This is a genomic window from Cupriavidus sp. CuC1 (assembly GCF_044627735.1).
Taxonomy (GTDB): Bacteria; Pseudomonadota; Gammaproteobacteria; order Burkholderiales; family Burkholderiaceae; genus Cupriavidus; species Cupriavidus ulmosensis.
The window spans coordinates 1-23,908 of the sequence record NZ_JBIUHC010000090.1 but is presented as its reverse complement, the minus strand read 5'-3'; the positions used below and the strand labels follow the sequence as shown (position 1 = coordinate 23,908).

At 66.7% G+C, this 23,908-nt stretch carries 24 protein-coding genes and 1 pseudogene; 11 read left to right on the top strand and 14 right to left on the bottom strand.

What is annotated here, in order from left to right; genetic code table 11:
• Positions 1 to 26 precede the first annotated feature (26 nt).
• The 11 genes from ACGLHR_RS31675 to ACGLHR_RS31625 form a co-directional block, all read right to left on the bottom strand.
• Positions 27 to 809, bottom strand: coding sequence for a LuxR C-terminal-related transcriptional regulator (locus ACGLHR_RS31675; RefSeq protein ID WP_400098660.1), 783 nt, complete (start codon positions 807 to 809; stop codon positions 27 to 29).
• 49 nt (positions 810 to 858) lie between these two features.
• Complete coding sequence (locus ACGLHR_RS31670; RefSeq protein ID WP_400098658.1) at positions 859 to 2,070, bottom strand: sensor histidine kinase; 1,212 nt, start codon at positions 2,068 to 2,070, stop codon at positions 859 to 861.
• 34 nt (positions 2,071 to 2,104) lie between these two features.
• Positions 2,105 to 2,776, bottom strand: a complete 672-nt coding sequence (locus ACGLHR_RS31665) for a response regulator transcription factor (RefSeq protein ID WP_400098686.1) — start codon at positions 2,774 to 2,776, stop codon at positions 2,105 to 2,107.
• 489 nt (positions 2,777 to 3,265) lie between these two features.
• Positions 3,266 to 4,297 (bottom strand): LacI family DNA-binding transcriptional regulator, encoded by a 1,032-nt coding sequence (locus ACGLHR_RS31660; protein WP_400098656.1) that lies wholly within the window; start codon positions 4,295 to 4,297, stop codon positions 3,266 to 3,268.
• A gap of 88 nt (positions 4,298 to 4,385) precedes the next feature.
• Positions 4,386 to 5,306, bottom strand: a complete 921-nt coding sequence (locus ACGLHR_RS31655) for a tripartite tricarboxylate transporter substrate binding protein (RefSeq protein WP_400098684.1) — start codon at positions 5,304 to 5,306, stop codon at positions 4,386 to 4,388.
• Positions 5,307 to 5,428: 122 nt separating this feature from the next.
• Complete coding sequence (locus tag ACGLHR_RS31650; protein ID WP_400098688.1) at positions 5,429 to 5,554, bottom strand: hypothetical protein; 126 nt, start codon at positions 5,552 to 5,554, stop codon at positions 5,429 to 5,431.
• Positions 5,555 to 5,583: 29 nt separating this feature from the next.
• Entirely contained in the window at positions 5,584 to 5,922 is a 339-nt protein-coding gene (locus ACGLHR_RS31645; RefSeq protein ID WP_318236449.1) for a cupin domain-containing protein, read from the bottom strand.
• Entirely contained in the window at positions 5,919 to 6,896 is a 978-nt protein-coding gene (locus tag ACGLHR_RS31640; RefSeq protein WP_400098654.1) for a zinc-binding alcohol dehydrogenase family protein, read from the bottom strand. The genes ACGLHR_RS31645 and ACGLHR_RS31640 overlap by 4 nt, the downstream gene beginning before the upstream one ends.
• Positions 6,897 to 6,957: 61 nt before the next feature.
• Entirely contained in the window at positions 6,958 to 7,842 is an 885-nt protein-coding gene (locus tag ACGLHR_RS31635) for a 3-keto-5-aminohexanoate cleavage protein (protein ID WP_318236451.1), read from the bottom strand.
• A gap of 48 nt (positions 7,843 to 7,890) precedes the next feature.
• Positions 7,891 to 8,658: an SDR family NAD(P)-dependent oxidoreductase gene (locus ACGLHR_RS31630; RefSeq protein WP_400098653.1), complete on the bottom strand. Its 768-nt coding sequence runs from the start codon at positions 8,656 to 8,658 to the stop codon at positions 7,891 to 7,893.
• Positions 8,659 to 8,682: 24 nt separating this feature from the next.
• Positions 8,683 to 9,612 carry a dioxygenase gene (locus tag ACGLHR_RS31625; protein ID WP_318236453.1) on the bottom strand — a complete coding sequence of 310 codons (930 nt, stop codon included), beginning with the start codon at positions 9,610 to 9,612 and terminating at the stop codon, positions 8,683 to 8,685.
• A gap of 147 nt (positions 9,613 to 9,759) precedes the next feature.
• On the opposite strand from ACGLHR_RS31625, the gene ACGLHR_RS31620 reads away from it, so the two are divergent.
• The 4 genes from ACGLHR_RS31620 to ACGLHR_RS31605 all read left to right on the top strand — a co-directional run bounded on the left by ACGLHR_RS31620 (position 9,760) and on the right by ACGLHR_RS31605 (position 13,619).
• Complete coding sequence (locus ACGLHR_RS31620) at positions 9,760 to 10,503, top strand: YoaK family protein (protein ID WP_400098650.1); 744 nt, start codon at positions 9,760 to 9,762, stop codon at positions 10,501 to 10,503.
• A 111-nt stretch (positions 10,504 to 10,614) separates the two neighbouring features.
• Positions 10,615 to 12,009, top strand: coding sequence for a selenium-binding protein SBP56-related protein (locus tag ACGLHR_RS31615; protein WP_400098649.1), 1,395 nt, complete (start codon positions 10,615 to 10,617; stop codon positions 12,007 to 12,009).
• A gap of 59 nt (positions 12,010 to 12,068) precedes the next feature.
• Positions 12,069 to 12,752: a hypothetical protein gene (locus ACGLHR_RS31610; RefSeq protein WP_400098647.1), complete on the top strand. Its 684-nt coding sequence runs from the start codon at positions 12,069 to 12,071 to the stop codon at positions 12,750 to 12,752.
• A gap of 63 nt (positions 12,753 to 12,815) precedes the next feature.
• Positions 12,816 to 13,619 (top strand): N-acetylmuramoyl-L-alanine amidase, encoded by an 804-nt coding sequence (locus tag ACGLHR_RS31605; protein WP_400098645.1) that lies wholly within the window; start codon positions 12,816 to 12,818, stop codon positions 13,617 to 13,619.
• A 162-nt stretch (positions 13,620 to 13,781) separates the two neighbouring features.
• Here the strand turns inward: ACGLHR_RS31605 and ACGLHR_RS31600 are convergent, their stop codons facing one another.
• Complete coding sequence (locus ACGLHR_RS31600; RefSeq protein WP_400098643.1) at positions 13,782 to 14,948, bottom strand: mandelate racemase/muconate lactonizing enzyme family protein; 1,167 nt, start codon at positions 14,946 to 14,948, stop codon at positions 13,782 to 13,784.
• A gap of 192 nt (positions 14,949 to 15,140) precedes the next feature.
• Between ACGLHR_RS31600 and ACGLHR_RS31595 the strand changes: the two genes are divergently transcribed.
• Positions 15,141 to 16,067 carry a LysR family transcriptional regulator gene (locus ACGLHR_RS31595; protein ID WP_400098640.1) on the top strand — a complete coding sequence of 309 codons (927 nt, stop codon included), beginning with the start codon at positions 15,141 to 15,143 and terminating at the stop codon, positions 16,065 to 16,067.
• A 9-nt stretch (positions 16,068 to 16,076) separates the two neighbouring features.
• On the opposite strand, the gene ACGLHR_RS31590 is transcribed toward ACGLHR_RS31595, so the two are convergent.
• On the bottom strand, positions 16,077 to 16,967 hold the full coding sequence (locus tag ACGLHR_RS31590) for a LysR family transcriptional regulator (RefSeq protein WP_400098638.1): 891 nt from the start codon (positions 16,965 to 16,967) through the stop codon (positions 16,077 to 16,079).
• Positions 16,968 to 17,066: 99 nt separating this feature from the next.
• Between ACGLHR_RS31590 and ACGLHR_RS31585 the strand changes: the two genes are divergently transcribed.
• From ACGLHR_RS31585 to ACGLHR_RS31565, 5 genes are all read left to right on the top strand, one after another.
• Positions 17,067 to 18,620, top strand: coding sequence for an AMP-binding protein (locus ACGLHR_RS31585; protein ID WP_400098637.1), 1,554 nt, complete (start codon positions 17,067 to 17,069; stop codon positions 18,618 to 18,620).
• Between the two features lie 21 nt (positions 18,621 to 18,641).
• Positions 18,642 to 19,823, top strand: a complete 1,182-nt coding sequence (locus ACGLHR_RS31580; RefSeq protein ID WP_400098635.1) for an acyl-CoA dehydrogenase family protein — start codon at positions 18,642 to 18,644, stop codon at positions 19,821 to 19,823.
• Positions 19,824 to 19,886: 63 nt separating this feature from the next.
• Positions 19,887 to 20,870, top strand: coding sequence for a Bug family tripartite tricarboxylate transporter substrate binding protein (locus ACGLHR_RS31575; RefSeq protein ID WP_400098633.1), 984 nt, complete (start codon positions 19,887 to 19,889; stop codon positions 20,868 to 20,870).
• Between the two features lie 17 nt (positions 20,871 to 20,887).
• Positions 20,888 to 21,985, top strand: a complete 1,098-nt coding sequence (locus ACGLHR_RS31570) for a CaiB/BaiF CoA transferase family protein (RefSeq protein ID WP_400098631.1) — start codon at positions 20,888 to 20,890, stop codon at positions 21,983 to 21,985.
• A 21-nt stretch (positions 21,986 to 22,006) separates the two neighbouring features.
• A complete protein-coding gene (locus tag ACGLHR_RS31565; RefSeq protein ID WP_400098629.1) occupies positions 22,007 to 23,368 on the top strand; it encodes a serine hydrolase domain-containing protein in 1,362 nt (453 codons plus the stop codon).
• Positions 23,369 to 23,407: 39 nt separating this feature from the next.
• Here ACGLHR_RS31565 and ACGLHR_RS31560 read toward each other — a convergent pair.
• Positions 23,408 to 23,542: pseudogene (locus tag ACGLHR_RS31560) on the bottom strand (AraC family transcriptional regulator); the annotation flags it as partial.
• 153 nt (positions 23,543 to 23,695) lie between these two features.
• Between ACGLHR_RS31560 and ACGLHR_RS31555 the strand changes: the two are divergent.
• The gene (locus ACGLHR_RS31555) at positions 23,696 to 23,833 is read left to right on the top strand and encodes a DUF1272 domain-containing protein (protein ID WP_400098627.1); all 138 of its coding nucleotides are present in this window, start codon (positions 23,696 to 23,698) and stop codon (positions 23,831 to 23,833) included.
• Positions 23,834 to 23,908 lie beyond the last annotated feature (75 nt).

Here is a 23,908-nt window from a genome sequence, read left to right as displayed (position 1 = left end):
GGATTACCCACACCAGCCGGGCCGCGCTATTCGCCTGGCAGCAGCCCCAGGGCAATCGCCGTGCGCACCGCCTGCAAGCGGTTTCCCACATCGAGCTTGCGCATCACGTTGCGCATGTGGTGGGAAATGCCGTGCTCGGAGATGCCGAGGATCTGCCCGGCCTCCCAGGAAGTCTTGCCCAGCGCCACCCAACGCAGCACCTCCAGCTCCCGCGCCGTCAGCGCCACCGCCGGCCCGGCGCGCCCGCGCGCGATCACGCAGAAGCGGTCGAGCACGGCTTGCGTGATGGACGGGCCAAACAGGCGCGCGCGGCAGACGGCGGCCTCATCGTCGCCCGCGCTGCCATCGAGCGACAGCAGCGCCAGCGTGCCCATCTCGCGGCTTGGCATGCTGGCGGAAAAGGCAATGGCCGCGGTCAGCCGGCGGTCCAGTTCGGCCCGCGCCAGCGCCGCGTCGCCGGGGACCCGCACCAAGGGCTCCCCGCTGCTGCACACCACCGGCCCCAGGGAATCGCGCGCCTTGACCACCAGCGCTGCCAGGGCCTCGCCGTGGGCTTCCAGCGGCAGGCTGGCGCCGCCAGGCAGGCTGGTCAGCGAACCGGCACTAGCAGCGCCGGATGCGTCGGATCCCGGCAGCCCCCTGTAGCGCAAATAGAAATGATTGAACCCGAGCAGCCTGGCGGCGGTGCAGACGGCGCCCGCCAGCCCCTCGATATCCTGGGCACGGTCGATGTCGCCAAGCAGCATGGCCAGGGCGGAGGGTGCATCGGCGGGAATCGCGGCGCCAAGCGAAATATCGGGAGAATGCATGTGTAAAAACCGCCACACCTGCTGCGGGATGACTTGTGTCAAACGCCCATCATAAGCGCGTTTCCCGCGCGGGCAGCGTAAAGCGGAATGTGGCGCCCGTGCCCGGCTGCTCGTCGGCCCAGATGCGCCCGCCGTGCGACTCCACCACCGAGCGGCAGATCGACAAGCCCATTCCCATGCCCATGCCCAGGCCCTCGGGCCTGGTGGTAAAGAACGCGTCGAACAGGTTCGGGATATTCGCCGGCGCAATGCCCGGGCCCGTGTCCTGCACCGTGCAGAGCACCCGCGGCGGCGCGGCGCTGAGCCGTTCGCACCGCACCAGGATCGAACGCTGGCCGGCGGGCACCGCCGCGCAGGCCTGCATGGCATTGAGCAGGAGGTTGATCAGCACCTGCTGCAGCTGGATGCGATCGCCCAGCACCGCCGGCAGGCCCGGCACCACATGGGCGGACACCGCCACGCCCTGGTTGCGCATCTCCGGCATCAGCAGCGCCAGGGATTCATCCAGGGCCGCGCCCAGGTCCACGGGCGCGCGCTGCGGCGCGCTCTTGGCCGCCAGCGCGCGCGTGCGGCCAATGACGGCGCTGGCGCGCCGGCCCTCGCTGATCATGCGCTGCACCGCGCTGCGCGCTTCCTCCAGGTTGGGTTGCGGCCGGTCCAGCCAGCGCAGGCAGGCTTCCCCATACGTGATGATGCCAGCCAGTGGCTGGCTGACTTCGTGCGCGATGGATGCCGTGAGTTCGCCCAGCACGGCGATGCGCGACACGTGCGCCAGTTCCGCCTGCGCCACGCGCAGCACTTCCTCGGCGCGGCGGCGCTCCGTGATATCGGCCACGGTACCGACAAAGCCAAGGCTGTGCTCGCTGTCCCGGCGCGGCTGTCCCACGCAGATGAGGTGCTTCTCTTCGCCGTTGTGGCAGACAATGCGGAACTCCTGCTGGAACGGCACGCCCTCCTTGCACGCGCGGGCCATGCCGCCGAGCACGCGGGCACGCTCGTCGGCATGGATCATCGCCACCAGCGTGTGCATGCCCGGCGTGCCAGGGTCGGGGTCGAGCCCGAAGAGCCGGTACATCTCCGCCGACCAGCGCATCTCGCGCCGCGCCGGCCACCACTGCCAGCTGCCGGTCTTGCTGATGCGCTGGCCCTCGGCCAGAGAGGCCTCGCTCTCATGCAGGCCGCGCCGCCTCGCGCGGGCGTTGCCCAGGCTGCCCTTGCGTAGAGAGTTGCGCGGCGAATGGCGTGGGGAGCACGGTCTCATGGGCCATTCGCCTGCGGCGCGAAACGTAGCGTGATCATGCCTGGGCCGCCGCGTCGGTCAAGCCAAGCACGTGCGCCATCACCACCAGCTCGGCAAAGGTGCGCGCGCCCATCTTCTTCATGGCCTGCGCCCGGTGGATCTTGACCGTGACCGTGCTCAGGCCCACGTCGTCGGCAATCTGCTTGTTCATCAGGCCCGCCGCCGCCAGCGCCATGACTTCACGCTCGCGCGATGTCAGCGTATCGAACGCGGCCTTCAATTCGCGCCCGCGCCGCTCGCAAGCGCGCCGCTGCGCGTCCCTGCCGAGGGCTTCCGTCACCGCATCGAGCAGGTCCTGGTCGCGGAACGGCTTGGTCAGGAAATGGGTTGCGCCGGCCCGCATCGCCATGACCGACATGGCAACGTCCGCGTGGCCGGAGATAAACACCACCGGCACGGGGCAGCCCACCTCGGCCAGCATGGCCTGCAGCTCCAGCCCGCTGGCCCCCCTGAGGCGCACATCCAGCACCAGGCAGCACGGCACGTCGGGCATGGGGAAGCACAGGAACTCGGCCGCGCAGGCAAAGGTCCTGACCTGGATATCCATCGAGCGGAACAGGCTGGCAATGCCATCGCGCAGGGCCGCGTCATCGTCAACGACCAGCACCACGCCGTCGTCGACGAGCCACGCGCCGCCAGGGCTGGGATAGCTGCCGGGTGTCGCCATGCCGCGCCCTATGCCCGGCACCTGGAGACGAGGCGAGCGATGATCATTGAAGTCCTTTCTTCTCAAGTTCCGGGAAAATCCGCAGCGCGAGATGCGCCAACCCGCCGGGCGGGCTGCGCGATTCTTCCCTATCCGCATGAGGCAGGCCATTATCCAGGGGTGTGCACCGCCCATCCCTGGGTGTAACGGGGGCGTGAGCCCATGCACAGGCACCTGCCGCAATGGGCCGCCAGCCTCCCGCTTTCCGGCATTATCGCGTCGATTTTGCAAACGTTTGCATTATGAATCAAGGCGCCGGAAGATCAAGGCCCAAAACGCTGCCGCGCCGGCTCCGCACAGCTTGCAGATGGCCTGCAGCCCTTGCTGCGCCTGGCTTTGAAGCCGATGCACCGTGCCAGCTACATGAATGTGTAGTTGACCACCGGCGCGATTCCCGGAAAATGCGCTTGGTTGCCTGTAGCGCGCCTGGCCGCGGCGCAGGCGTCCTCGTCAGTCCGCCGCCGGCGGCGCGGTCGAGCCGCGTACGATCAGCTCCGGGCGCAGCACCACGCTGGCAGCTTCGGCCTTCGCATTCTCGATGCGCGCCAGCAGCAGCGTCGCCGCTTGCACGCCCATCTCGTGAACGGCAATCCGGATCGTGGTGAGCGGAGGCGTCAGCGCATCGACAAAGGGCATATCGTTGTGGCCGATCACCGAGACGCGCGCGGGACAGGCAATGCCGGCCTCGCGCAGATGGTCATAGCATCCCAGCGCCACCAGGTCGTTACCCGCGGCGATCGCGGTCAGCGCCGGAAACTGCGCCAGCAGCGCGCGGCAGGCTTCGCGCCCCGCTTCGCGGCCGTAGCTTGCCGCTTCCACGATCATCCATTCGCTTTTGCGCAGCTTGTTGCGCCGCACCGCATCGATAAAGCCCTGCTTGCGCTGGTGGCCGGTGGACAGCGAGTCCGGCCCGGCGATATGGCCAATGCGGCGATGCCCGAGCGCCACCAGGTGATCGACGGCAAGCCGCATCCCGAGCAGGTTGTCGCTGACCACGCAGGGCACCCGGCCGAGATCCTCCCCGCGGTTGACCATCACCACGGGGATGTTCTGCTTGACGCAGTAGTCCAGCACGGCATCCTCGCGCTCGACGGTCGCCAGGATCAGGCCGTCGACCTGGCGGCCCAGCATCTGGTCGATGACAAAGCGCTGGCGCGTCTTGTCGGCGCCTACGTTGACCACGATGGGCACATAGCCCTGCGAGGCCAGCACGCCCTCGAGCCCGGCCAGGATCGGCGGGAAAACGGGGTTGGAAATATCCGGCAGCACCACGCCGATCAACCCGGAGCGTTTGGTGCGCAGCCCGGCGGCGATGCGATTGGGCCGGAAGCCGAGCTCGTCCGCCATATGCAGGATGCGCTCGGCCACCTCATCGGCGACCAGGTGCCGCGTGGCGGCATTCATCACCCGGGAAACGGTCGAGTAATGGACATCCGCCTTCGCCGCCAAGTCCTTTAGGGTAATACGCTTGCGCTGGTCCATGCGGGCAGAAAGGCTGGTTTGCGGTGAGTAAGAACACGCCATTTTAAGCGAAGATGCCCGCCGCCTTGCCGGCTGCCTTGCGCGCCGCCTACTGCCCGGCCTGCACGCCCGACTGCCGGACCACCGGCGCCAGCTTGGCGATCTCCGCCTTGATGTAGCGCTCGAACTCCTGCGGCGTGGACGTGCGCGCTTCGGCGCCTTGCGCCGACAGCCGCTCGCGCACCTCCGGCGTGGCCAGCACCTTCGCGATCTCGCCATTGAGCGCGGTTACGATCTCCTTGGGCGTGCCCGCGGGCGCCAGCACGCCGAACCATGACTCGAAGGCATAGCCCGGCAAGCCCGACTCCGCCACCGTCGGGATGTCCGGCAAGGCGGTGGCCCGCTTCGGCGTGGTCACCGCCAGCGCCTTGAGCTTGCCCTGGCGCACGAACGGCATGGCGGAGACAGTGGGCGCAAACATCAGGTCGACCCGGCCCGCCATGACATCGGTCAGCGCCTCGCCCGTGCCCTTGTAGGGAATGTGCGCGATGTCCACGCCGGCTTCCATCTTGAACAACTCCCCGCTCAGGTGCGTCGAACTGCCGGACCCGGCCGAGTCGAAGTTCATCGTGCCAGGCTTCGCCTTGGCGGCTGCCACCACATCCTTGACCGAGCCAAGCTTGCTGGCGCTGTTCACCACCAGCACGTTGGGCACCGTCGCCACCAGCGTCACCGGCGCGAAGTCCTTGACCGTGTCGTACGACAGCTTGGGATAGAGCGTGGCATTGATGGCATGCCCGACCGATACCAGGATCAGCGTGTAGCCGTCCGGCGCGGCCTTGGCGACCAGCCCGGCGCCGAGCGTGCCGCCCGCGCCGGGCCGGTTCTCCACGATCATCTGATAGCGGCCGGATTCGCCCAGCCGGGTGCTGACGATCCGGGCGAGGATGTCGGTGGCGCTGCCCGACGAGAATGGCACCACCAGGCGGATCGGCTTGGCGGGATACTGGGGCTGGGCGAGCGCGCCCATGGCGCTCACCGCGAGGGTGGCGCACAGCAGGGTGTTTCGAATCACGGTTGTCTCCTCCACCGCCTCGGGGCCCGCCGGATCGCTCCGGGCGGGCTGGGCGGCTCGATGGTCAGGTTCGCGGGTTAGAAGTTGTGGCGCATGCCTAGCGCAAAGGTTTGTGGGTCGGCGCCTGCCGCGACGCCGAGGTTGTTGATGGCGAAATAGATGGCGTTCTTCTTGTTGTCGTTTGCCTGGTCAAGTTGAAGCATTTGCAAACGTTTGCAAACAAAGTAAAAATTCAAGGCGGGTACGGCATGGCCAGCAGCAGCATGGCGGGACGGTTGCCCGGATTCTCCACCTTGCGGGCTTCGCCCGGCGCCAGGCAGACCGAGTCGTACTGCGCCAGGTGCACGACCTGCGTCCCGGTGCTGATGGTGACTTCCCCCTCCAGCACCACATAGTGCTTTTCCATCGGCGAAGCATCGAGCCCGGTATGGCCGCCCGGCAGGATCACCGAGACACCGAGCCAGAGCGAGGCCGACGGCCCGGCCTCATGCCCCTGCAGGCGCAGGCAGCGCATCCCCTCGTGCCGGGGCGGGAAGTAGGCCGGCGCGGCGGCGAACCGGGTCGTGTTCATGGCATCAGCACCACGCGTTCCGGGGCGCCCTGCAGCACCGCGCGGTAAGCCGCGGCGGCGCGCGTCAGCGGGTAGGTGTAGTCCGCATGCACCGGGAAGGGCTTGAGCTGCCCCGCGGCAAACATGGCGCCGAGCTGATCGAAGACCGCCGCGCACGCGATGCTGTCCATGGCCAGCGTGTCGATGCCCACATACGTGTGCTGGCCGCGGTAGAAGGCAAAGATATCGAACGGCACCGCCCGGTCGATGGTCGAGATGAAGATCTGCGCGGCGCCGATCGCCATGGCCTTGTTGGCTTGCTCGAAGTACGGGCTGCCGACCGTGTTGTAGACGATGTCCGCGCCGTGCCCGCCGGTCTCGTTGCGCACCACTTCGGCGATGTTGTCGCGGCTGGCGTCCAGCATGCGCACCGTGCTGCTGGCGTGGCCGCGAAACGACCCGGCCTCGCGCTCCACGGCAAAGACGCGCGCGCCCAGCGCGGTGGCAATCTGGATGGTGGCCTGGCCAACCTTGCCGTTACCGCCGCATACCAGCACCACGCTGCCCGCCTTCGGCAGGCCGGCGCGGCGCAGGCCTTCGTAGGCGGTGACAAACGGCACGCCAATCGCGCCGGCTTCTTGCAACGTCACGTTGGCGGGCTTCTCACGCACCGCGGCAACGTCGAGCGTCAGGTAGCGGCTGTGCGTGCCATCGCGGCGAATGCCGAGCTCGCCGCCGCTGCCCCACACTTCCTTGCCCAGCAGGTGCGCGGGGCCGTCCACCACCACGCCGGCATAGTCGCGGCCGGGCACGCGCGGCCACACGGCGTGCGGCATCAATCCCAGCGTGGCCTTGACATCGCTCGGGTTGACGCCCGCGCTGGCGACTTCGATGACGCATTGGCCGGAGCCGGGCACTGGCTTGGGAATGCCGACGAACTCGAGTTGCAGCGCGTCGATGTTCGCGGCCTTCTGGGAGACGCGGATAGTGTTCATGGTGATGTGGCGTTCGTGTTGGTGTTGGTGTTGGTGTCGGTGTTGGTGTTTGTCACCGCGTTCATGCCGCCCGCAGGCCGAGCGTGGCCCGGGCCTCGTGCGGCGACGCCAGCTCGCCGCCCAGCGATTTGATGATGTCGCGCGCCTTGGCGACCAGCGCCGCGTTGTCCGGGGCGAGCACGCCCTTGTCCAGGTAGAGGTTGTCCTCCAGGCCAACCCGGACATGCCCGCCCGCCAGCCACGACTGCGCCACGATAGGGAACTCCGCGCGGCCAATGCCGAAGGCGGACCAGTGCGCGCCCGGCGGCAGCATATTGCGTGCGTAGAACAAGGTCTCCGGCGTGGCCGCGAAACCGTATTTCACGCCGAGCACGAAGGTCCACAGGCCGGGGCCGTCCAGCACGCCTTCCTGGATGAAGTCGCGCGCCATGTGGAGGTCGCCGGAGTCGAAGATCTCAAGCTCCGGCATCACGCCCGCCTCGCGGATGATGGCCGCCATCTTGCGCACGTTCCGGGGCGTATTGATGACCACGTCCGCGCCGGAATTCATCGTGTTGAGGTCCAGCGAACACACATCCGGGCGCAGCGCGGCGATATGCGCGACGCGCACTTCCGGACGGACCAGGGTGGTGCCCGGGGCGGCGTTGCGAGGTTCGTCCTCGCCCGGCACGAAGCGTCCGCCGGGGCCGGTGGTCAGGTTGATGATGAGCGCCTTGTTACGCTTGCGGATCAGCTCGATCACCTCGGCGTAGTACTCGAGCGCCATCGAAGGGCGCCCGGTCTCGGGATCGCGCACATGGATGTGGGCGGCGGCCGCGCCCGCCTCGGCCGCCTCCAGCGCCGCCGTGGCAATCTGCGCCGGGGTCACCGGCAGGCCGGGGTGTTGCTCGGGGGTGACGATGTTCCCGGTGACGGCGCAGGTAATGATGGTCTTTCTGCTATGCATGGTGAAGGTATTGGTATTGGTATCTTGAACAATGCGTCAGGGACGCGATCAGCCAAGCTGGCGGCCGCCGTCGACCACGATGGTGGTGCCGGTGGAAAAGCGCAGCGAGGTGGCACAGGCCACGATGGCATCGGCGACGTCGTCTGGCCTGCCGATGCGCTTGAGCGGCGTGGTCCTGGCCGCGCGCTCGTTGAAGGCGCTGTCGCGCCCGGGCACGAAATCGGTGTCGACCACGCCGGGCGACACATTGAGCACGCGGATCTCCGGCGCCAGCGCGCGGCCTAGCGATATGGCCATCATGTCCAGCCCCGCCTTTACCGCGCAGTACGCGACATTGCTGCCCATGCCGGTACGCCCCGCGATGGATCCCACGTTGACCACCAGCCCTTCGCCCGTTGCCTTCAGGTGCGGCGCCATGGCGCGGATCGCGGCGAACTGGCCGCGCCAGTTCACGGCGAACATCTCATCGATGAGGGCATCGTCCAGCGCGTCGAGGTCGGCATGCGCAATCGCCTTGGTAAAGCCCGCGCTGTTGACCAGCATGTCGATGCGGCCGTACTTGCCCTTCACTTCATCGGCCAGGCGCAGCAGCGATGCGGTATCGCTGATCTGCGCCACCGCCGCGTGGTGGTTGCCCGGCGGCAATTCGGCCACCGCACGCGCGGAAGTCTCGGCATTGCGGCTGACCAGCACCACGCTGGCGCCAAGGATGGCGAGCTTGTGCGCCGTCGCCATGCCGATGCCGCCGGTGCCGCCAAGGATCACGGCAACCTTGCCGGCAAGTTGCGTCGCCGGTGCTTGATGTTGAATGGACATTGTCGGTTCTTCTGTGGTTGGTAATCAGTCGATCGGCGGTGTCGGGAAAGTCTGCTCGCCCGGCTCCAGGACAAAGTTGAAATCCAGCGTGTAGAACGGTGCCGGGAAGTCGCCCCATGGGCTCGTGCCTTCATCCACGCGCCGGAAATGGCCAACCAGTTCGCGGTGCACGCCGAAGGTCACGTCCGACTCGAGATGCTCGGAATCGTCGGCGAACACCTGCGTGACAAGCGTGCGATAGCCCGGCGCGGCGGCGATGAAATGAATGTGCGCGGGGCGATAGGGATGCCGGTTCTGTTCGGCCAGCAACTGGCCGACGGGGCCCCCCGTCGGTACCGGATAGCCTGCCGGGCGCACCGAGCGGAAATGGAAGCGGCCGTGCGCATCGGTGCGGAAGGCGCCGCGCAGGTTCTTGTCCGGCTGCGACGGGTCCTGGTTGTCGTAGAGGCCAACCGGCGATGCCTGCCACGCTTCCACCAGCGCGCCGGCCAGCGGCTCGCCTGCCGTGCTGCGCACTTGCCCCGTCACAAAAAGTGGCAGCCCCGGCGTCTCGCCTTGCACCACGCAATCCCCGCATTCGTAAGACGGCGCCCCGCCGCGATAGAACGGGCCAAGCAAGGCGCCCGGCGTGCGGCCATCGGTGATGCCGTTGTTCATCAGCGTGACCAGCGTCGACAGCCCGAGCACATCGGCCGCCAGCACTACCTCGTTGTTGGTCGCGTTGGTCGCATGGCCTAGCGCCGCAACAAAGCGCAGCCCGAACTCGAACTCCTCGTCACTGGGCCGCACCTCCCTCAGGAACGCGTGCAGGTGATCGACCAGCGCGTCGACGACCTGCCGCAGGCGCGGGTCGGTGGTATCGCGCATGGCCTGCTTGACCAGCTGGCTGAGCGTGTGTTCGTCGTCCACCACGGCCAGGCCGCGGCCGAGCCTCGGGGCAAGTGTCGTCTCCATATTCGTCTCTGGTTCCCGTTTTTTGCAAACGTTTGCATTATGGACCGGGTTTTGAAAAAATCAAGGACATTTGCAATTGGACTGGCCCACGCGTCCTATGCTGTAGTACGGGCGAGCGCCCTCCTCTTCACAAACATGAATCCAGCCATGCAGACCACATCACAGTCCACGCCGCCCGCGCAAGCGCCGGCAATCGCCCGCGAGGTCTTCAAGGCCGCCATGCTCAGCCTTGTGGCGGGCTACGTCGATGTAGTGGGCTTTATTGCCCTGTTCGGCCTGTTCACCGCGCATGTCACCGGCAACTTCGTCATGCTCGGCGTGGGACTGGCGCACGCGACCGGCGGCGTGCTGGCCAAGCTGCTGGCGCTGCCGGTGTTCGCCCTGTCGGTGGCGGCGACCAAGATCGCCGTCGATGCCATGCAGGCGCGCGGCAAGCCGCCGCTGCCGCCGCTGCTGGTCGCGCAGGGCGTGCTGCTTGCCGGCTTCATGCTGGCGGGCTGCGTGGCCTCGCCCATGGCCTCGCCCGACATGCCATCGGCCATCGCAACCGGGATGCTGGGCGTGGCCGCCATGGCGATCCAGAACGCGCAATCCCGGATCGCGCTGACCGACCACGTGCCGACCACCATCATGACGGGCAACAGCACGCAGGTCATCATCGACCTGGTCGAGCTGCGCAGCGCCTCGGCCGACAAGGTGGCCGCGGCGAAGAACCGGTTGCGCAAGATGGTCCCCGCCATCGCCGCGTTCGCGGCCGGCGCCGTGTCCGGCGCGTATGCCTATGTGCTGGCGTCGTACTGGTGTCTCGCCGTGCCGATTTTCATCCTGCTGGCGCTGGCGTACAGCTACCGGGCCGGGCCGGCCGCGGCCCTGGCGGGGAGACAGGCGTAGTGCCGGTGCGCTGGCGTTGCGCCTGGCGCCCGACGTCCGCCGCTATGTGTCCTATAGTTCAAAGCCAGTGGCAGCCAGCAAACGCCACGGCAAGGTACGAGGAGGCGCATCATGGCAACCTGGAAGCCGGACCCGAGTTTCTACCCGTCGCCCCGCCTGGCCGCAAAGGCGCCGCCCGAAGCACTCGCCTATGTGGCGATGTTCGATCCCACGCGTACCCAGCCCGACGGCATCGCGGTAGTCGACGTCAACCCCGCCTCCAAAGCCTACGGCACCATCGTCGGCCAGGTCACGGTGCCCAACGTGGGCGACGAACTGCATCACTTCGGCTGGAACGCCTGCTCATCCTGCCTGTGCCCGAACGCCCCGCACCCGCATATGGAGCGGCGCTACCTGGTGGTGCCCGGCCTGCGCTCGTCGCGCGTCTACATCATCGACACCAAGCCCGATCCGCTGCGCCCGGCCATCGCCAGGATCATCGAGCCTGGCGAACTCGCCGAACTGACGGGTTATTCGCGACCGCATACCGTGCATTGCGGCCCCGGCGGCATCTACGTGACCGCACTGGGCAACGGCGAGGGCAAAGGCCCGGGCGGCATCATGCTGCTGGACCAGCAAAGCTTCGACCCGCTCGGGCAATGGGAGGTAGAGCGCGGCCCGCAGCATTTTGCCTATGACGGCTGGTGGCACCTTGGCTACGACACGCTGGTGACCAGCGAGTGGGGCACGCCCGACATGATCGAGGACGGCCTGGTGCCGGAGATCCTGCTCGGCTCGCGTTATGGCCGGCGGCTGCATTTCTGGGACATGACCAAACGCAAGCACCTGCAGGAGATCGACTTCGGCGAGGAATACCAGCTCGTGTTCGAGCTGCGCCCCGCGCACGACCCCACCAAGGCGTACGGCTTCGTCAATTGCGTGATCAGCCTGAAGGACCTGTCCTCATCCATCTGGGTCTGGTACCGGGACGAAGGCAAATGGGCGATCCGGAAGATCATCGATATCCCCGCGGAAAGCGCGGACCCGGACTTGCTGCCGCCCATCCTCAAGGGCTTCAAGGCGGTGCCGCCGCTGGTCAGCGATATCGACCTGTCGATGGACGACCGCTTCCTCTACGTGTCCTGCTGGGGCACCGGCGACCTGCTGCAGTACGACGTCTCCGACCCGTTCGCGCCCAAGCAGACCGGCCGCGTGCGCATCGGCGGCATCGTCTCGCGCGCCACGCATCCGGGGGCCGGCGGCGCCGCGCTCAACGGCGGCCCGCAAATGGTGGAGGTCAGCCGCGACGGGCGGCGCATCTACTTCACCAATTCGCTCTATGGCGCGGTCGATGCGCAGTTCTACCCCGAGGGCATCGACGGCTGGATGGTCAAGCTGGACGCTGCGCCCGAAGGCGGCATCAGCTTCGACCCGCGCTTCTTCCTGCGCTGGCCGGCGGGGCATCGCCCGCACCAGGTCAGGCTGGAAGGTGGTGACTGCTCGTCGGATTCGTATTGCTACCCGTAGACTCAAACGCCATAACGGCCATAACGCCATAACGGCATCACACCGATAGCGCTCCTGCCATGTTCGCCACCTCCGGCGTGCCGCTGGGCACGCAATTCGCCGCGCAGTGGTCCGCCCTGTGGCCGCTGTGGTGGCCGTGGCTGGCCATCGCCGCGCTGGGCCTGTTCCACGGCGTCAATCCCGCCATGGGCTGGCTGTTTGCCGTGGCGCTGGGGCTGCATCGCGGGCGGCGCAAGGTGGTGCTGCTGGCACTGCTGCCAATCGCGCTCGGCCATGCCATCGCGGTGGCCCTGGTGCTGGCCGCCACGCTCACGCTCGGCAGCCTGCTCGATCCCCAATGGCTGGCGCGCGCAGGCGGCGCTGTGCTGATCGGCTGGGCCGCCTGGCATGCCCTGCGGGGCCACCGCCAGCGGCTTCGCGTGGGCATGCAGGCCAGCATGGCCGGGCTCGCCCTATGGTCGTTCCTGATGGCGGGCACGCACGGCGCGGGGCTGATGCTGGTGCCGGTGCTGCTGCCGCTGTGCCGCGCCGCTGCGGGCGCACCGGCGGCGGGCGGACCGGTCATGCCGGCGCTGCTGGCGCTCGGGTTGCACACGCTGGCCATGCTGCTTGCCATCGGCACCGTGGCGCTGCTGGTGTACGACCGCATCGGCTTGGGTTTCCTGCGAACCGGCTGGATCAACCTGGACCGGGTGTGGACGATGGCGCTGACGGGTTGCGGCGCGGCATTGCTGTTGATGTAGGCGTCCAGGCCGGTGGCAACCCGATAGAATCGAGGGCCTATCGATTTGGCGCAGGTGCAAGTTATGCAGTGTCTGACTCCGGTGCGATTGGCCCGGCTGGTGCTCGCCGGCCTGGCGCTGACGCTATCGCTCCCGGCGAGCCCGGCATCGCAACAGTGCGACAGGAGCCGTTTCGCGATTGCCATTGACGCGGGACATACGGCGGCGCATCCCGGTGCCACGAGCGCACGTGGCACGCCCGAGTTCGAATTCAACACGCGCCTCGCCGCAACGCTGGTGCCCGTGCTGGAGGGCATGGGGTTCGCAAAGGTATTCCAGACCAATGAGAACGGTGCGGATATCTCGCTGACAGACCGCTCCGGACTGGCGAATCGCCGGGGGGCGGATCTGTTCCTGTCGCTCCATCACGACTCGGTCCAGCCGCGCTATCTTTCCGCATGGACCTATCAGGACAAGCCGCAGCAGTACAGCGACAGCTTCAGCGGCTACTCGATTTTTTTCTCCGGCCAGAACCGGCAGCCGGACGAAAGCCTGCGGTTCGCGCGCGTGCTGGGGTCCGAGCTGCGCAAGCAGTGCCTGCGCCCTACCCTGCACCATGCCGAGAAGATCGAAGGCGAGAGCAGGGAACTGGTCGACCCGGACCTGGGCATTTACCAGTTCGATGCACTCAAGGTCCTGGCCACCACGAAGATGCCGGCCGTGCTGTTCGAAGCCGGGGTGATCGTCAACCGTGCCGAGGAAATCCGGCTTGAAGATCCGGCATACAGGAAGAGGATTGCCGAGTCGATCGGCGCGGCCATCGCCCGGTTCTGTGCAGGCGACTTTGGCGCGACAACAGCGAGTGCTCGCTCATGCTTGCCTCCCTGATGAGCGCAGGCTGGACTCCCTGGAGCGCGAGCTTGACGCGTTGAAGACGCGCGTGGCGCAGATCGATACGTCCAGCACAACGGCGTAACACGCGCCCGCCCTCTCCCCCGGCCCCTCTCCCGCAGGCGGGAGAGGGGAGCACGACAACGCAGATCGGGCAGATCAGCCCGCCAGGGCCTGCATGGCGCGATAGAGATCGGCCTTCCCTTCGAAACCGACGCCCGGCAGGTCCGGCATGGTGATGTAGCCGTTATCGACCTTCACGCCATCGGGAAAGCCGCCGTAGGGCTGGAACAGGTCTGGATAGGACTCGTTGCCGCCAAGGCCAAGCCCGGCCGCGATATTGAGCGACATCTGGTGGCCGCCATGCGGAATGCAGCGCGTGCGCGACCAGCCGTGCTCGTGCAGCATGTCCAGCGTGCGCAGGTACTCCACCAGGCCGTAGCTCAACGCGCAGTCGAACTGCAGCCAGTCCCGGTCGGGCCGCATGCCGCCATAGCGGATCAGGTTGCGCGCGTCCTGCATGGAGAACAGGTCCTCGCCCGTTGCCATCGGCTTGTCGTAGTAGTTGCGCAGCGTGGCCTGCAGCGCGAAATCGAGCGGATCGCCCGGCTCCTCGTACCAGAACAGATCGTATTGCGAGAGGGCTTTTGCGTACCGGACCGCGGTGTCCAGGTCGAAGCGGCCGTTGGCATCCACCGCGAGCTTCTGGCCATCCTGCAGCACACTGAGAATCGAATCGATGCGGCGCAGGTCCTCGTCGAGCGAGGCGCCGCCGATCTTCTTCTTGACCACCGTATAGCCGCGATCGATATAGCTGCGCATCTCATCCTTGAGCTTGCCGTGGTCCTGGCCCGGGTAGTAGTAGCCGCCTGCCGCGTAGACGAAGATCTTGCGCTCCGGCTTGCCGTCGCCGTAGCGCTCCGCCAGCAGTTGGAACAGCGGCTTGCCCTCGATCTTTGCCACCGCATCCCACACCGCCATGTCGATGGTGCCGATCGCCACCGAGCGCTCGCCGTGGCCGCCCGGCTTCTCGTTGGCGAACATCGCCGCCCAGATCTTGTGGGGATCGAGGTTGGTGCCGTTGTCGTCGATGAAGGCCGCCGGGTCCGCCTCGAGCACGCGCGGGATGAACCGCTCACGCATCAGCAGCCCCTGCCCGTAGCGGCCATTGGAATTGAAGCCGTAGCCAATGACGGGCTTGCCATCCCGGATGACATCGGTCACCACGGCGACGACGCTCAGCGTCATCTTGCTGAAGTCGATATAGGCATTGCGGATCGGCGAACTGATGGGCACCGTCTTCTCGCGAATTTCCACGATTTTCATTGGAGCGCGTCTCCTGGAACTGGCACGCCGGGCGTGCACTGATTGGTAGAGAGGCTCCAGCCTAATGAGGCGGCGCGTGGCTGAGTTTCGCCAGAACGCATTTCACTATTCACTTTTGGTTAAAACTGTTGTCGCCTCATGGGCGACAACAGGATTAAAATCCACCGGGACGCACACGACTCTTCTCCATCAGTGAAAACCGATATCAACTCGGACCTCGAGTTCTTTGTGTTGATTGCCCGACACGGCAATCTCTCGGCCGCCGCGCGCTCGCTGAACCTGACGCCACCGGCAGCCACCAAGCGGCTCGCGCAAATGGAACAGCGGCTTGGCGCGCGGCTGGTGAACCGCACCACCCGCAGCACCAGCCTGACGCGCGAGGGCGAGATCTACCTTGGGCACGCCACGCAGATCCTTGCCCAGGTGCGCGAGATGGAGGATGCGATATCCAGCAGCCGTGCCGAGCCGCGCGGGCTGCTCCGGATCAACGCCACGCTCGGCTTCGGCCGGACGACCATCGCCCCTCTCGTCTCCGAATTCGCCAAGCGCTACCCGTTCGTGGAGGTGCAGTTCGAAGTCACCGACAAGGCAATCGATCTCGTGGAGAGCGGCTTCGACCTGGCGATCCGCTTCGGCGCCCTGCCGGACGGCCGCCTCAACGCGCGCCGCATCATGTCGAACCGGCGCTTCCTGTGCGCGTCCCCCGCCTACCTCGACCGGCATGGCACGCCGGCGAGCCTGGCCGAACTGGCCAATCACCGCTGCATCATCCATCGCCAGAACGACGACGCGCATGGCATATGGCGCTTCATGGCAGGGACGCAGGGCGAGATGGTCAGGGTGCATGGCACGCTGTCGAGCAATGATGGCGACATCGTCCTGGGCTGGGCGCTCGACGGTCATGGGATCCTGATGCGCTCCGAGTGGGATCTGGCCAAGTACCTGGAGAGCGGGCGCTTGCGGCTGGTGCTGCCCGACGCTGTCCTGCCCCCGGCCGACCTGTTCGTCTACTATCCGGGCCAGCGCGACCAGACCACCCGGGCGCGCGCGTTCATCGATTTCCTGGTCGACCATTTCCGCGCCCCTTTCACTCCGGTGGCACCTGGCGGGGGCGCGTAACCGGTCAGGTCAGGCGCTCTGCTCCCGCACCAGCGCCGTCATGCGCTGCGCGAGCGGCGAGAGATAGGCGCCGGCCCGGGTGATCACACCCACGCGCCGGCGCAGGTCCAGTTCTTCAAGCCCCAGGTTCAGCGGGCGCAGGCCGGTCATCTCCGCATTGGAATTCGTGCCCGATATGCTCAGCATCTGCGTGCCCCGCATCAGGTGGAAGAGCGAGGAACTGCCAAAATCGGTTTCGATGCGCAGGTTCGGGGCGGCCAGCCCCTGCTTGCGAAACGCCGCATCGACCTGCTGGCGCAGGATGATATGCGGCCCGGGCAGCAACCAGTCCTGGCCCACCAGATCTGCAAGGGTCAGCTTGCGGCGGCGCTGCAACGGGTGCGCTTCGTCGGCCACCACCACCAGCCGGTCGTCGAACAATGGCTCCACCGCGAACTCGCTCGCGCGCTCACGGGGTGTTGGGGCTATCGCCAGGTCCAGCTCGCCCGCCAGCAGCAGATCCATCAGGTCACGCGCCAGCAGCCGGCGCAGCCGCAGCCTGGCAACCGGCCGCTCCCTCACCAGCTGGCGGCAGGCGTCCAGCACCAGGGCATTGGGAATCGATGGCGAATAGCCCAGGCGCAACATGCCCTGCTCGCCGGTGCGAATGCCTTGCATCTCCTTGAGCGCGTCATCAAACTCCAGCCGGATGCGGCGCGCCCGCTCCATGAATTGCCTGCCCGCCTGCGTTGGCGACATGCCATGGGCCGTGCGCTCGAACAGGGGCAGGCCGATCTGCCCTTCCACCCGCTGCACCGCCTTGGTCAGGGCCGGCTGGCTGATCCCCAGCGACTCCGCGGCGCGGCCAATGCCGCCGTGCGCATCCACGGCCAGCACGTATTCAAGATCCCTGGTCTCCATCGCGACATTCCCGTTGGTTATGCCTTTATAGCCGGCGCGGCATTGTAGTGATGCCCCGCATCTTACAGACTACGGCAAAGAACCATCAAGGAGACAACCATGGGATTCGCTTTCTTCCTGCGCCGCGCCGCCCGCTATTGGGGCGATCACGCCGCTGTGCTGTACAACGACCGCGCGCTGACCTATCGCGAACTGGACGAGCGCTCGAACCGCCTGGCCAATGCGCTGCTGGCCCTAGGCCTGGCCAAGGGCGATCGCGTGGCGATTCAATCACGCAACCGCCCCGAGCTGGTCGAGATCGAGTGCGCCCTGTACAAGGCCGGGCTCGTCAAGGCTGCGCTCAACCCGCGCTTCACGGCGGCCGAGGCATCGGATGTGGCCGAGAACTGCACGCCGCGCATCCTGTTTGCCGGGCCGGGCTATACCGGCTACTCGCCGGATACCGCGGGCTTCGGGTCGGTGGAAACATTCATCGCCATCGGTAAATCCGCGGACGGCTACGGCGACTACGAGGCCCTGCTGGCGGGCGCAAGCCCCGCGCCGCTCGACATCGCGCCGCAGCCCGACGACCTCGCCGTCCTGCATTTCTCCTCGGGCTCCACGGGCAAGATCAAGGCCGCCATGCAGAGCTATGGCAACCGCCTGGCGGCGCTACGCAAGATGCTGCTGAGCATGGACGAGCCGGCACGGCCCGGAGATCGCCTGGCACTGATCGGGCCCATCACCCACGCCTCCGGCATGCTGATGCAGCCGTACCTGTACACCGGCGCAACGCTGGTGCTGTTCGACAAGTTCGAGCCCGCGCATTTCCTGGCGGAGGTGGCCAGGCTGCGCATCACCCATGTGTTCATGGTGCCGGCCATGATCAATATGCTGCTGACGGAGCCAACCCTGGCCAGCGCGGACCTGAGCAGCCTCAAGACGCTGGCCTACGGCGCCGCGCCGATGGCGCCCGCGCGCATCCGCGAGGCATGGGAGCGCATCGGCCCCGTCCTGTCGCAAGGCTATGGCGCGAGCGAGTCCACCTCCGGCGTGACCCGCCTCTCCACGGCCGACCATGCCGACGCACTGGCGCATCGGCCCGAGCGGCTGGCGTCCTGCGGGCGGGCGCTTGGCGAAACGGAGGTGCGCGTGGTCGACGAGCAGGGGGTTGAGGTGGCCGGCGACGATATCGGCGAACTGGTGATCCGCGGCGAGGACGTCTTCCACGGTTACTGGGGCGAGCCGGAGCTGACGCGCGAAGTGCTGGCCGACGGATGGCTGCGCACCGGCGACCTGGCGCGGGTGGACGAGCAAGGCTACATCTACCTGGTCGACCGCAAGAAGGACATGATCATTTCCGGCGGCTTCAACGTGTATCCGACCGAGGTCGAGGCCACGCTCTACCAGCATCCGGACGTGATGGAAGCGTGCGTGATCAGCGTGCCCGACGACACCTGGGGCGAGAGCGTCAAGGCGGTCGTCGCCCTAAGGCCGGGCCGCCAAGGCAGCGCGGAGGACCTCATCGCGCACTGCCGCGCGCGCATTGCCGACTACAAGTCGCCGCGAACCATCGACTTCGTCACCGAGCTGCCCAAGAACGCGAGCGGCAAGCTCGCTCGCAAACTGGTGCGCGAGCCGTACTGGCAAGGCGTATCCCGTCGCGTGAATTAATGTGAATCAAGGAGAACCGCCATGTTCGACAACCTGACCAATCCCGTGCTGATCGAAACCCGCGCCAGCATCCAGCGCTACATCTTCGATGAACTGCTGCCGCTGGAGCGCGAGCTGGGCCTGGGCTCGGAGGATGCCTGGCCGAGGGACGTGCTGCGCGGCGTGTGGCGCCGCTCCAGCGAGCTGGGGCTCTATGCCGCCTGCCTGCCGGTCGAGCTCGGCGGCAAGGGCCTGAACATCGCCGAGCAATGCGCGCTGAAGGCGGACCTGGCCGCCAGCGGCGCGGTGCTGGCACCGCATGTGCTGGGCGACCTGGGCGGCCCGCCGCGCGTGGGCAATATGCTCAAGTACGCCACGCCCAACCAGCTTGCGCATTACTTCCAGCCGGTCATCCGGGGCGAGAAATCCACCTGCTTCGCCCTGACCGAGCCGCATTCCGGCTCGGATGCCCAGAGCATCTCGACCACGGCCGTGGTGGACGGCGACGATCTCGTCATCAACGGCCGCAAGCACTACATCAGCGGCGCGCCGTTTGCCGACTTTGCCATCGTCATGTGCGTCACCGACGCCACCGTGTCGCCGCCGGCCATCACGGCCGTGCTGATCGACCTGGACCTGCCGGGCGTCAAGGTCAGCACCGAGTACGTGCCGATGTCGGGCCAGCATATCGATGCGGACATCGAGTTCGTCAATGTGCGGGTGCCGCGCGCCAATATCTTCGGCGGCGAAGGCAGCGGCTTCAAGCTCGGCATGTCACGCATCAACGTCAACCGGCTGCTGCACTGCCCCACCATGCTGGGGCTGGCGACCAAGGCCTATGCATCCTCGCTGGAATATGCCGGCAAGCGGCGCCAGTTCGGCGGGCCCATTGCGCGCTTCCAGGCCATCCAGCACATGCTGGCGGACATGGCCGCGGCGCTGTGGGCTTGCGAGAGCATGATCGCGCAGACCGCCGCGCTGGCCGACAGTGGCGCGGATCTTCGCGTGAAGGCCGCGGCGTGCAAGCTGTTCATCTCCGAGCGCTGCTTCGAGGTAGCGGACAAAGCCGTGCAGATCCACGGCAATGTGGGCGTGACGCGAGGACATCCGGTGGAGCAGGCTTTCCGCAAGCTGCGCATGTTCCGGATCTTCACCGGCACGAGCGAGATCCAGCGCAACACCATCGCCCGCGCGATTCTTGAACCCATGCAGGCGAAGGCCTGAGCCGGTAGCTGTTGAACAAACCGACGCAGCCAGACTGCGCAGCCAAGAACTGGAGACACGCCTATGAAACGCCGAACCTGGCTTGCCACCGCGGGCGCCGCCGCACTTAGCAGCATGCTCGCGCCGGTGCGCGCCGCCGCGCCCTATCCCAATCGCCCCGTGCGCCTGATCGTGCCGTTCCTGGCTGGCAGCGCGCCGGACAATATCGCACGGACGCTGTCGGCGGAACTGGGCCGCACGCTCGGCCAGCCGCTGGTCGTGGAGAACATGCCCGGGGCCGGGGGCGTGATCGGCGCGAGCGCCCTGAAGCGCGCCGCGGCGGACGGCTACACGCTGGGCATCCTCGCGAACACGCATGTGATCAACGTGCATCTGTACCGGAACATGCCATACGATCCCGCGCACGATTTCACCTCCATCGCGGCGATTTCCGGCGGGCCCACGGCGCTTGTCGTGCCTGCCGATGCGCCATACAAGACCGCAGGCGACCTGATCGCCGCGCTCAAGCGCGCGCCAGGCAAACTCAACTACGGCTCGGGCGGCAAAGGCAGTATCGCGCATCTGGCGGTAGAAGCCTTGCTGCACCAGACAGGCACCGAAGCCGTGCACATCCCCTACAAGGGCGCGACGGAAATCATCACCGCCATGCTCAGCGGCCAGACCCAGTTCGGCATGCCGGTGCTGGGCAGCGCGACCCAGTACCTGCGCAACGGCCAGGTGCGGGCACTGGCCGTGTCTTCATCCGCGCGCTCCGTCTATTTCCCGGAGGTGCCGACGCTTGCCGAAGTCCTGCCTCCCGGCCTGGTGCTGGACAACTGGAGCGGCCTGTTCGCGCCCGCGCACCTGCCCGCCGAACTCACCCAGCGGCTCTTTGCCGCCATCACGGAGCTGCAGGCCAGCGGGCGCCTGGACGCGCAGTTGAAGGCCAACGCCGGGGAGTTGCGCCGCAGCACGTCCCCGACCCAGTTCAACGGCATGGTCGCCGCGGACACCGCCCGCTACGGCAAGCTGATCCATGCGATCGGCATGAGCGGCGATGTGAGCTGAATCATCGGGAACCGGCAATGAAACCAGAGTGGTCCTGCCTGAAGGACGTCAAGATCATCGACCTCAGCCAGCTGCTGCCCGGCCCGCACGCCACGACCCTGCTCATGCAACTGGGCGCGGACGTGATCAAGGTGGAGCAGCCGGGCACGGGCGACACCACCCGGCAGCTCGGGCCTGCCGTGTTCGCCCAGTTCAATCGCGGCAAGCAATCCGTCGCGCTCGACCTCAAGACCGAGGCAGGGCGCGCGGCATTCCTGAGCCTTGTGCGAGACGCGGATGCGGTTGTCGAAGGCTTCCGGCCCGGCGTGATGCAGCGCCTCGGGCTGGACTATGCAGCGCTCGCGCAAGTGAACCCGGCCATCGTGCTGTGCTCCGTGTCCGGGTTCGGCCAGACCGGCCCCTATGCCGACCATGCCGGCCACGACCTGAACTATCTCGCGCTGGCAGGCTACTGGTCCGTGCCGGTGCAGGTGGACGACAAGGTATCCCGGCCGCGTGCACGCGTGTCAGACTACGCGGCCTCGGGCTACGCGGCGCTGGCGCTGGCCGTGGCAGTCATGAGCGCGCGGCAGCATGGCCGCGGCCAACATCTGGACGTGTCCATCCACGACGCCATCCTGTCGTGGACCGCGCATGGCGCCTGGGCCGCGCGCGAGTACGAGGATCGCCCGCACGAATCGCCGACCGTGATGCCGGACAACGACATCTTCGAGACCTGCGATGGCCGCCATCTCGCCATGGGCATCCTGGAGAACAAGTTCTGGCTCAACCTGTGCGAGGCGATCGGCCCGGACTTTCCAGCGCTGCGCGATGCCCGGTTCTCCACCCGGCCCGGCCGCCAGCGGCACAAGCCGGAAGTGAATGGCCTGCTCAAGGGAATCTTCCTGTCGCGGTCCCTCGCGCAATGGGCGCAAGCCTTCGCGCCCTTCGACCTGCCGTTCTCGCCCGCGCTAAGCGCTAAGGAGCTATTCGCGGACCCGCACGTCAAGGCGCGAAACATGGTGCGTGAGATGCCCGCGGAGAACGCCATCGCGTTGCGCTTCCCGGTCAAGTTCTCCCTTGGGCTGCCCGGAAGCGGCGATCACGTTCCTGCGCTTGGCGAACACAATACTTAGCACAACATATAGGGAGACATCATGCGGTCTGGAAACAGGCACGGCGCCATCATGGCGCGTTGCGGCACGTCGATTGCTGTCCTGGCGATGCTTGCATCCGCATCCACCCTGGCGGGCGTGCAGGCTCAAGGCCAGCCCGAGACCACCGACCCGGTCAGGCTTGGCGTGATGCAGGGCTTTCCTCCCGCACCGGACAAGCGCGTGACCAAGGCGAACGCGTTCCAGCTCCCCAACCTGCGCTGGGCATTGCGCCATGCGCGGGAGACCTCGCCCACCGCCGGCATCACGCGCGCATCGTCGCCGCACGCCTTGCCGGCCCGGCCGGTTGCGCGCCTTGACGACGTGACGTTCGACCTCGACGGACAAGCAATCAAGTTGTCGAGCTACCTCCAAGAAACCTACACCGACGGTTTCATTGTCCTGCAAAAGGGACAAGTCATCTACGAACGCTACTTCGATTCCTTCGGGCCCCGGCAGTCCCATATCTGGGCCTCGATGACCAAGTCGATTACCGGCTTGCTTGCCGCCATGCTGATCGACGAAGGCAAGCTGGACCCCAACGCAAAGCTGGCCACGTATGTGCCGGAGCTGGCCGGCAACCCGTTCGGCGAAGCCACGATCCAGAAGAACCTGGACATGGAGGTGGCCGTCAGCTACCCGGCAAGCCTCCCGCCCGATCTTGGCTTGTTCGGCGCCGTCGGCATTGTTCCCCGCCGCGAGGGCGCGCCTGACAATATCTATGATTTCCTCAAAGCCGCCCACAGTCCGCAGCCAGCCCCCGGCGCCAACGTCTGGTACTACCAGAACGGCTCGCCGGAGGCGGTTGCCTGGGCGCTGCGCAGGATCACCGGCCAATCGTGGAGCCAGCTCGTTTCGGAGCGCATCTGGTCCCGGCTTGCCGAGGACGATGCCTATATCCAGGTGGACCAGCTCGGCACGGAAATGGCCAGCGGCGGCATGAACAGCACCCTGCGCGATGCCGCCCGCTTTGCCGAAGCGATTCGCCAAGCCAGCTCGGGCGAGAACCCGGGGGCGATCCCCGGCAAAGCCGTTCGCCTCGCCCTGAAGCTCAATGACAACCAGGCGCTGTTTGCCAGCGGCAACCTGGCCAACGGCAGGGCCAACTATGGCTACCGCGACTACTGGTATCAGGTCAACGATGGCGACGGATCGATCGAGGCAAGCGGGCGCTTTGGCCAGAAGATCTACGTCAACCCGAAGAAGGCGCTGACCATCGTCAAGTTCTCATCCAACCCCGACTTCGCGCCGCGGCCCACCAGCGCCAACGCCACGTCCTCCGGCTCGACCCAGCACCGACAAGTCGAATCGCCAGCGGCGTTTGCCAGCGCAGTCAAAGCCATTCTTGCGGCAATGCCGCATTAGGCGCCGCTGAAATGCCCTGAATCGAGGCCGTGCCCGCCAGAGGGAAGGCGGCACCGCCTCCTCCTGCCGCCACGCGGCGCGGAACGCCTGCGGGCTGGCAAAGCCGCAGCGCTCGGCAACCAGCTCGACCGCCCAATCGCTGTCCTTGAGCAACCGGCGCGCCAGATCCAGCATGTGCACCTGCGGCGGCAGCACGAGGAAGATGCGCTTCATCGTTGTCCCTGCTCATCCTTCTTTGATGGCATGAGTTTTACCATGCCTGTCATATTTCCGAATTGTGTTGCGATTTCTCCGTCATTAGTATGGCAGTGAATTTACTAACATGACATGCCATACTCAAGGAGAGAGAACATGCTGGATCTCAGGCCAAGCTGCGAGCACTGCAACAAGGCGCTCCCGCCAGCGTCGCTGGAAGCGCGCATCTGTAGCTGTCAACTACCCCGGCCTAAAGGCCGGAGCTTGTAAAGGCAACTGAACAAGCTCGGGTTGACCAGGCAAAGCGGTAACCAACCCGCTACGTTGCGAATAGGTGCAAGGCCA

Bases quoted from the DNA above. Each gene is read 5' to 3' on its own strand.
- ACGLHR_RS31675 (WP_400098660.1), bottom strand. From the start codon at position 809: ATGCATTCTCCCGATATTTCGCTTGGCGCCGCGATTCCCGCCGATGCA.
- ACGLHR_RS31670 (WP_400098658.1), bottom strand. From the start codon at position 2,070: ATGAGACCGTGCTCCCCACGCCATTCGCCGCGCAACTCTCTACGCAAG.
- ACGLHR_RS31665 (WP_400098686.1), bottom strand. From the start codon at position 2,776: ATGGCGACACCCGGCAGCTATCCCAGCCCTGGCGGCGCGTGGCTCGTC.
- ACGLHR_RS31660 (WP_400098656.1), bottom strand. From the start codon at position 4,297: ATGGACCAGCGCAAGCGTATTACCCTAAAGGACTTGGCGGCGAAGGCG.
- ACGLHR_RS31655 (WP_400098684.1), bottom strand. From the start codon at position 5,306: ATGGGCGCGCTCGCCCAGCCCCAGTATCCCGCCAAGCCGATCCGCCTG.
- ACGLHR_RS31650 (WP_400098688.1), bottom strand. From the start codon at position 5,554: ATGCTTCAACTTGACCAGGCAAACGACAACAAGAAGAACGCCATCTAT.
- ACGLHR_RS31645 (WP_318236449.1), bottom strand. From the start codon at position 5,922: ATGAACACGACCCGGTTCGCCGCCGCGCCGGCCTACTTCCCGCCCCGG.
- ACGLHR_RS31640 (WP_400098654.1), bottom strand. From the start codon at position 6,896: ATGAACACTATCCGCGTCTCCCAGAAGGCCGCGAACATCGACGCGCTG.
- ACGLHR_RS31635 (WP_318236451.1), bottom strand. From the start codon at position 7,842: ATGCATAGCAGAAAGACCATCATTACCTGCGCCGTCACCGGGAACATC.
- ACGLHR_RS31630 (WP_400098653.1), bottom strand. From the start codon at position 8,658: ATGTCCATTCAACATCAAGCACCGGCGACGCAACTTGCCGGCAAGGTT.
- ACGLHR_RS31625 (WP_318236453.1), bottom strand. From the start codon at position 9,612: ATGGAGACGACACTTGCCCCGAGGCTCGGCCGCGGCCTGGCCGTGGTG.
- ACGLHR_RS31620 (WP_400098650.1), top strand. From the start codon at position 9,760: ATGCAGACCACATCACAGTCCACGCCGCCCGCGCAAGCGCCGGCAATC.
- ACGLHR_RS31615 (WP_400098649.1), top strand. From the start codon at position 10,615: ATGGCAACCTGGAAGCCGGACCCGAGTTTCTACCCGTCGCCCCGCCTG.
- ACGLHR_RS31610 (WP_400098647.1), top strand. From the start codon at position 12,069: ATGTTCGCCACCTCCGGCGTGCCGCTGGGCACGCAATTCGCCGCGCAG.
- ACGLHR_RS31605 (WP_400098645.1), top strand. From the start codon at position 12,816: ATGCAGTGTCTGACTCCGGTGCGATTGGCCCGGCTGGTGCTCGCCGGC.
- ACGLHR_RS31600 (WP_400098643.1), bottom strand. From the start codon at position 14,948: ATGAAAATCGTGGAAATTCGCGAGAAGACGGTGCCCATCAGTTCGCCG.
- ACGLHR_RS31590 (WP_400098638.1), bottom strand. From the start codon at position 16,967: ATGGAGACCAGGGATCTTGAATACGTGCTGGCCGTGGATGCGCACGGC.
- ACGLHR_RS31585 (WP_400098637.1), top strand. From the start codon at position 17,067: ATGGGATTCGCTTTCTTCCTGCGCCGCGCCGCCCGCTATTGGGGCGAT.
- ACGLHR_RS31580 (WP_400098635.1), top strand. From the start codon at position 18,642: ATGTTCGACAACCTGACCAATCCCGTGCTGATCGAAACCCGCGCCAGC.
- ACGLHR_RS31575 (WP_400098633.1), top strand. From the start codon at position 19,887: ATGAAACGCCGAACCTGGCTTGCCACCGCGGGCGCCGCCGCACTTAGC.
- ACGLHR_RS31570 (WP_400098631.1), top strand. From the start codon at position 20,888: ATGAAACCAGAGTGGTCCTGCCTGAAGGACGTCAAGATCATCGACCTC.
- ACGLHR_RS31565 (WP_400098629.1), top strand. From the start codon at position 22,007: ATGCGGTCTGGAAACAGGCACGGCGCCATCATGGCGCGTTGCGGCACG.
- ACGLHR_RS31555 (WP_400098627.1), top strand. From the start codon at position 23,696: ATGCCATACTCAAGGAGAGAGAACATGCTGGATCTCAGGCCAAGCTGC.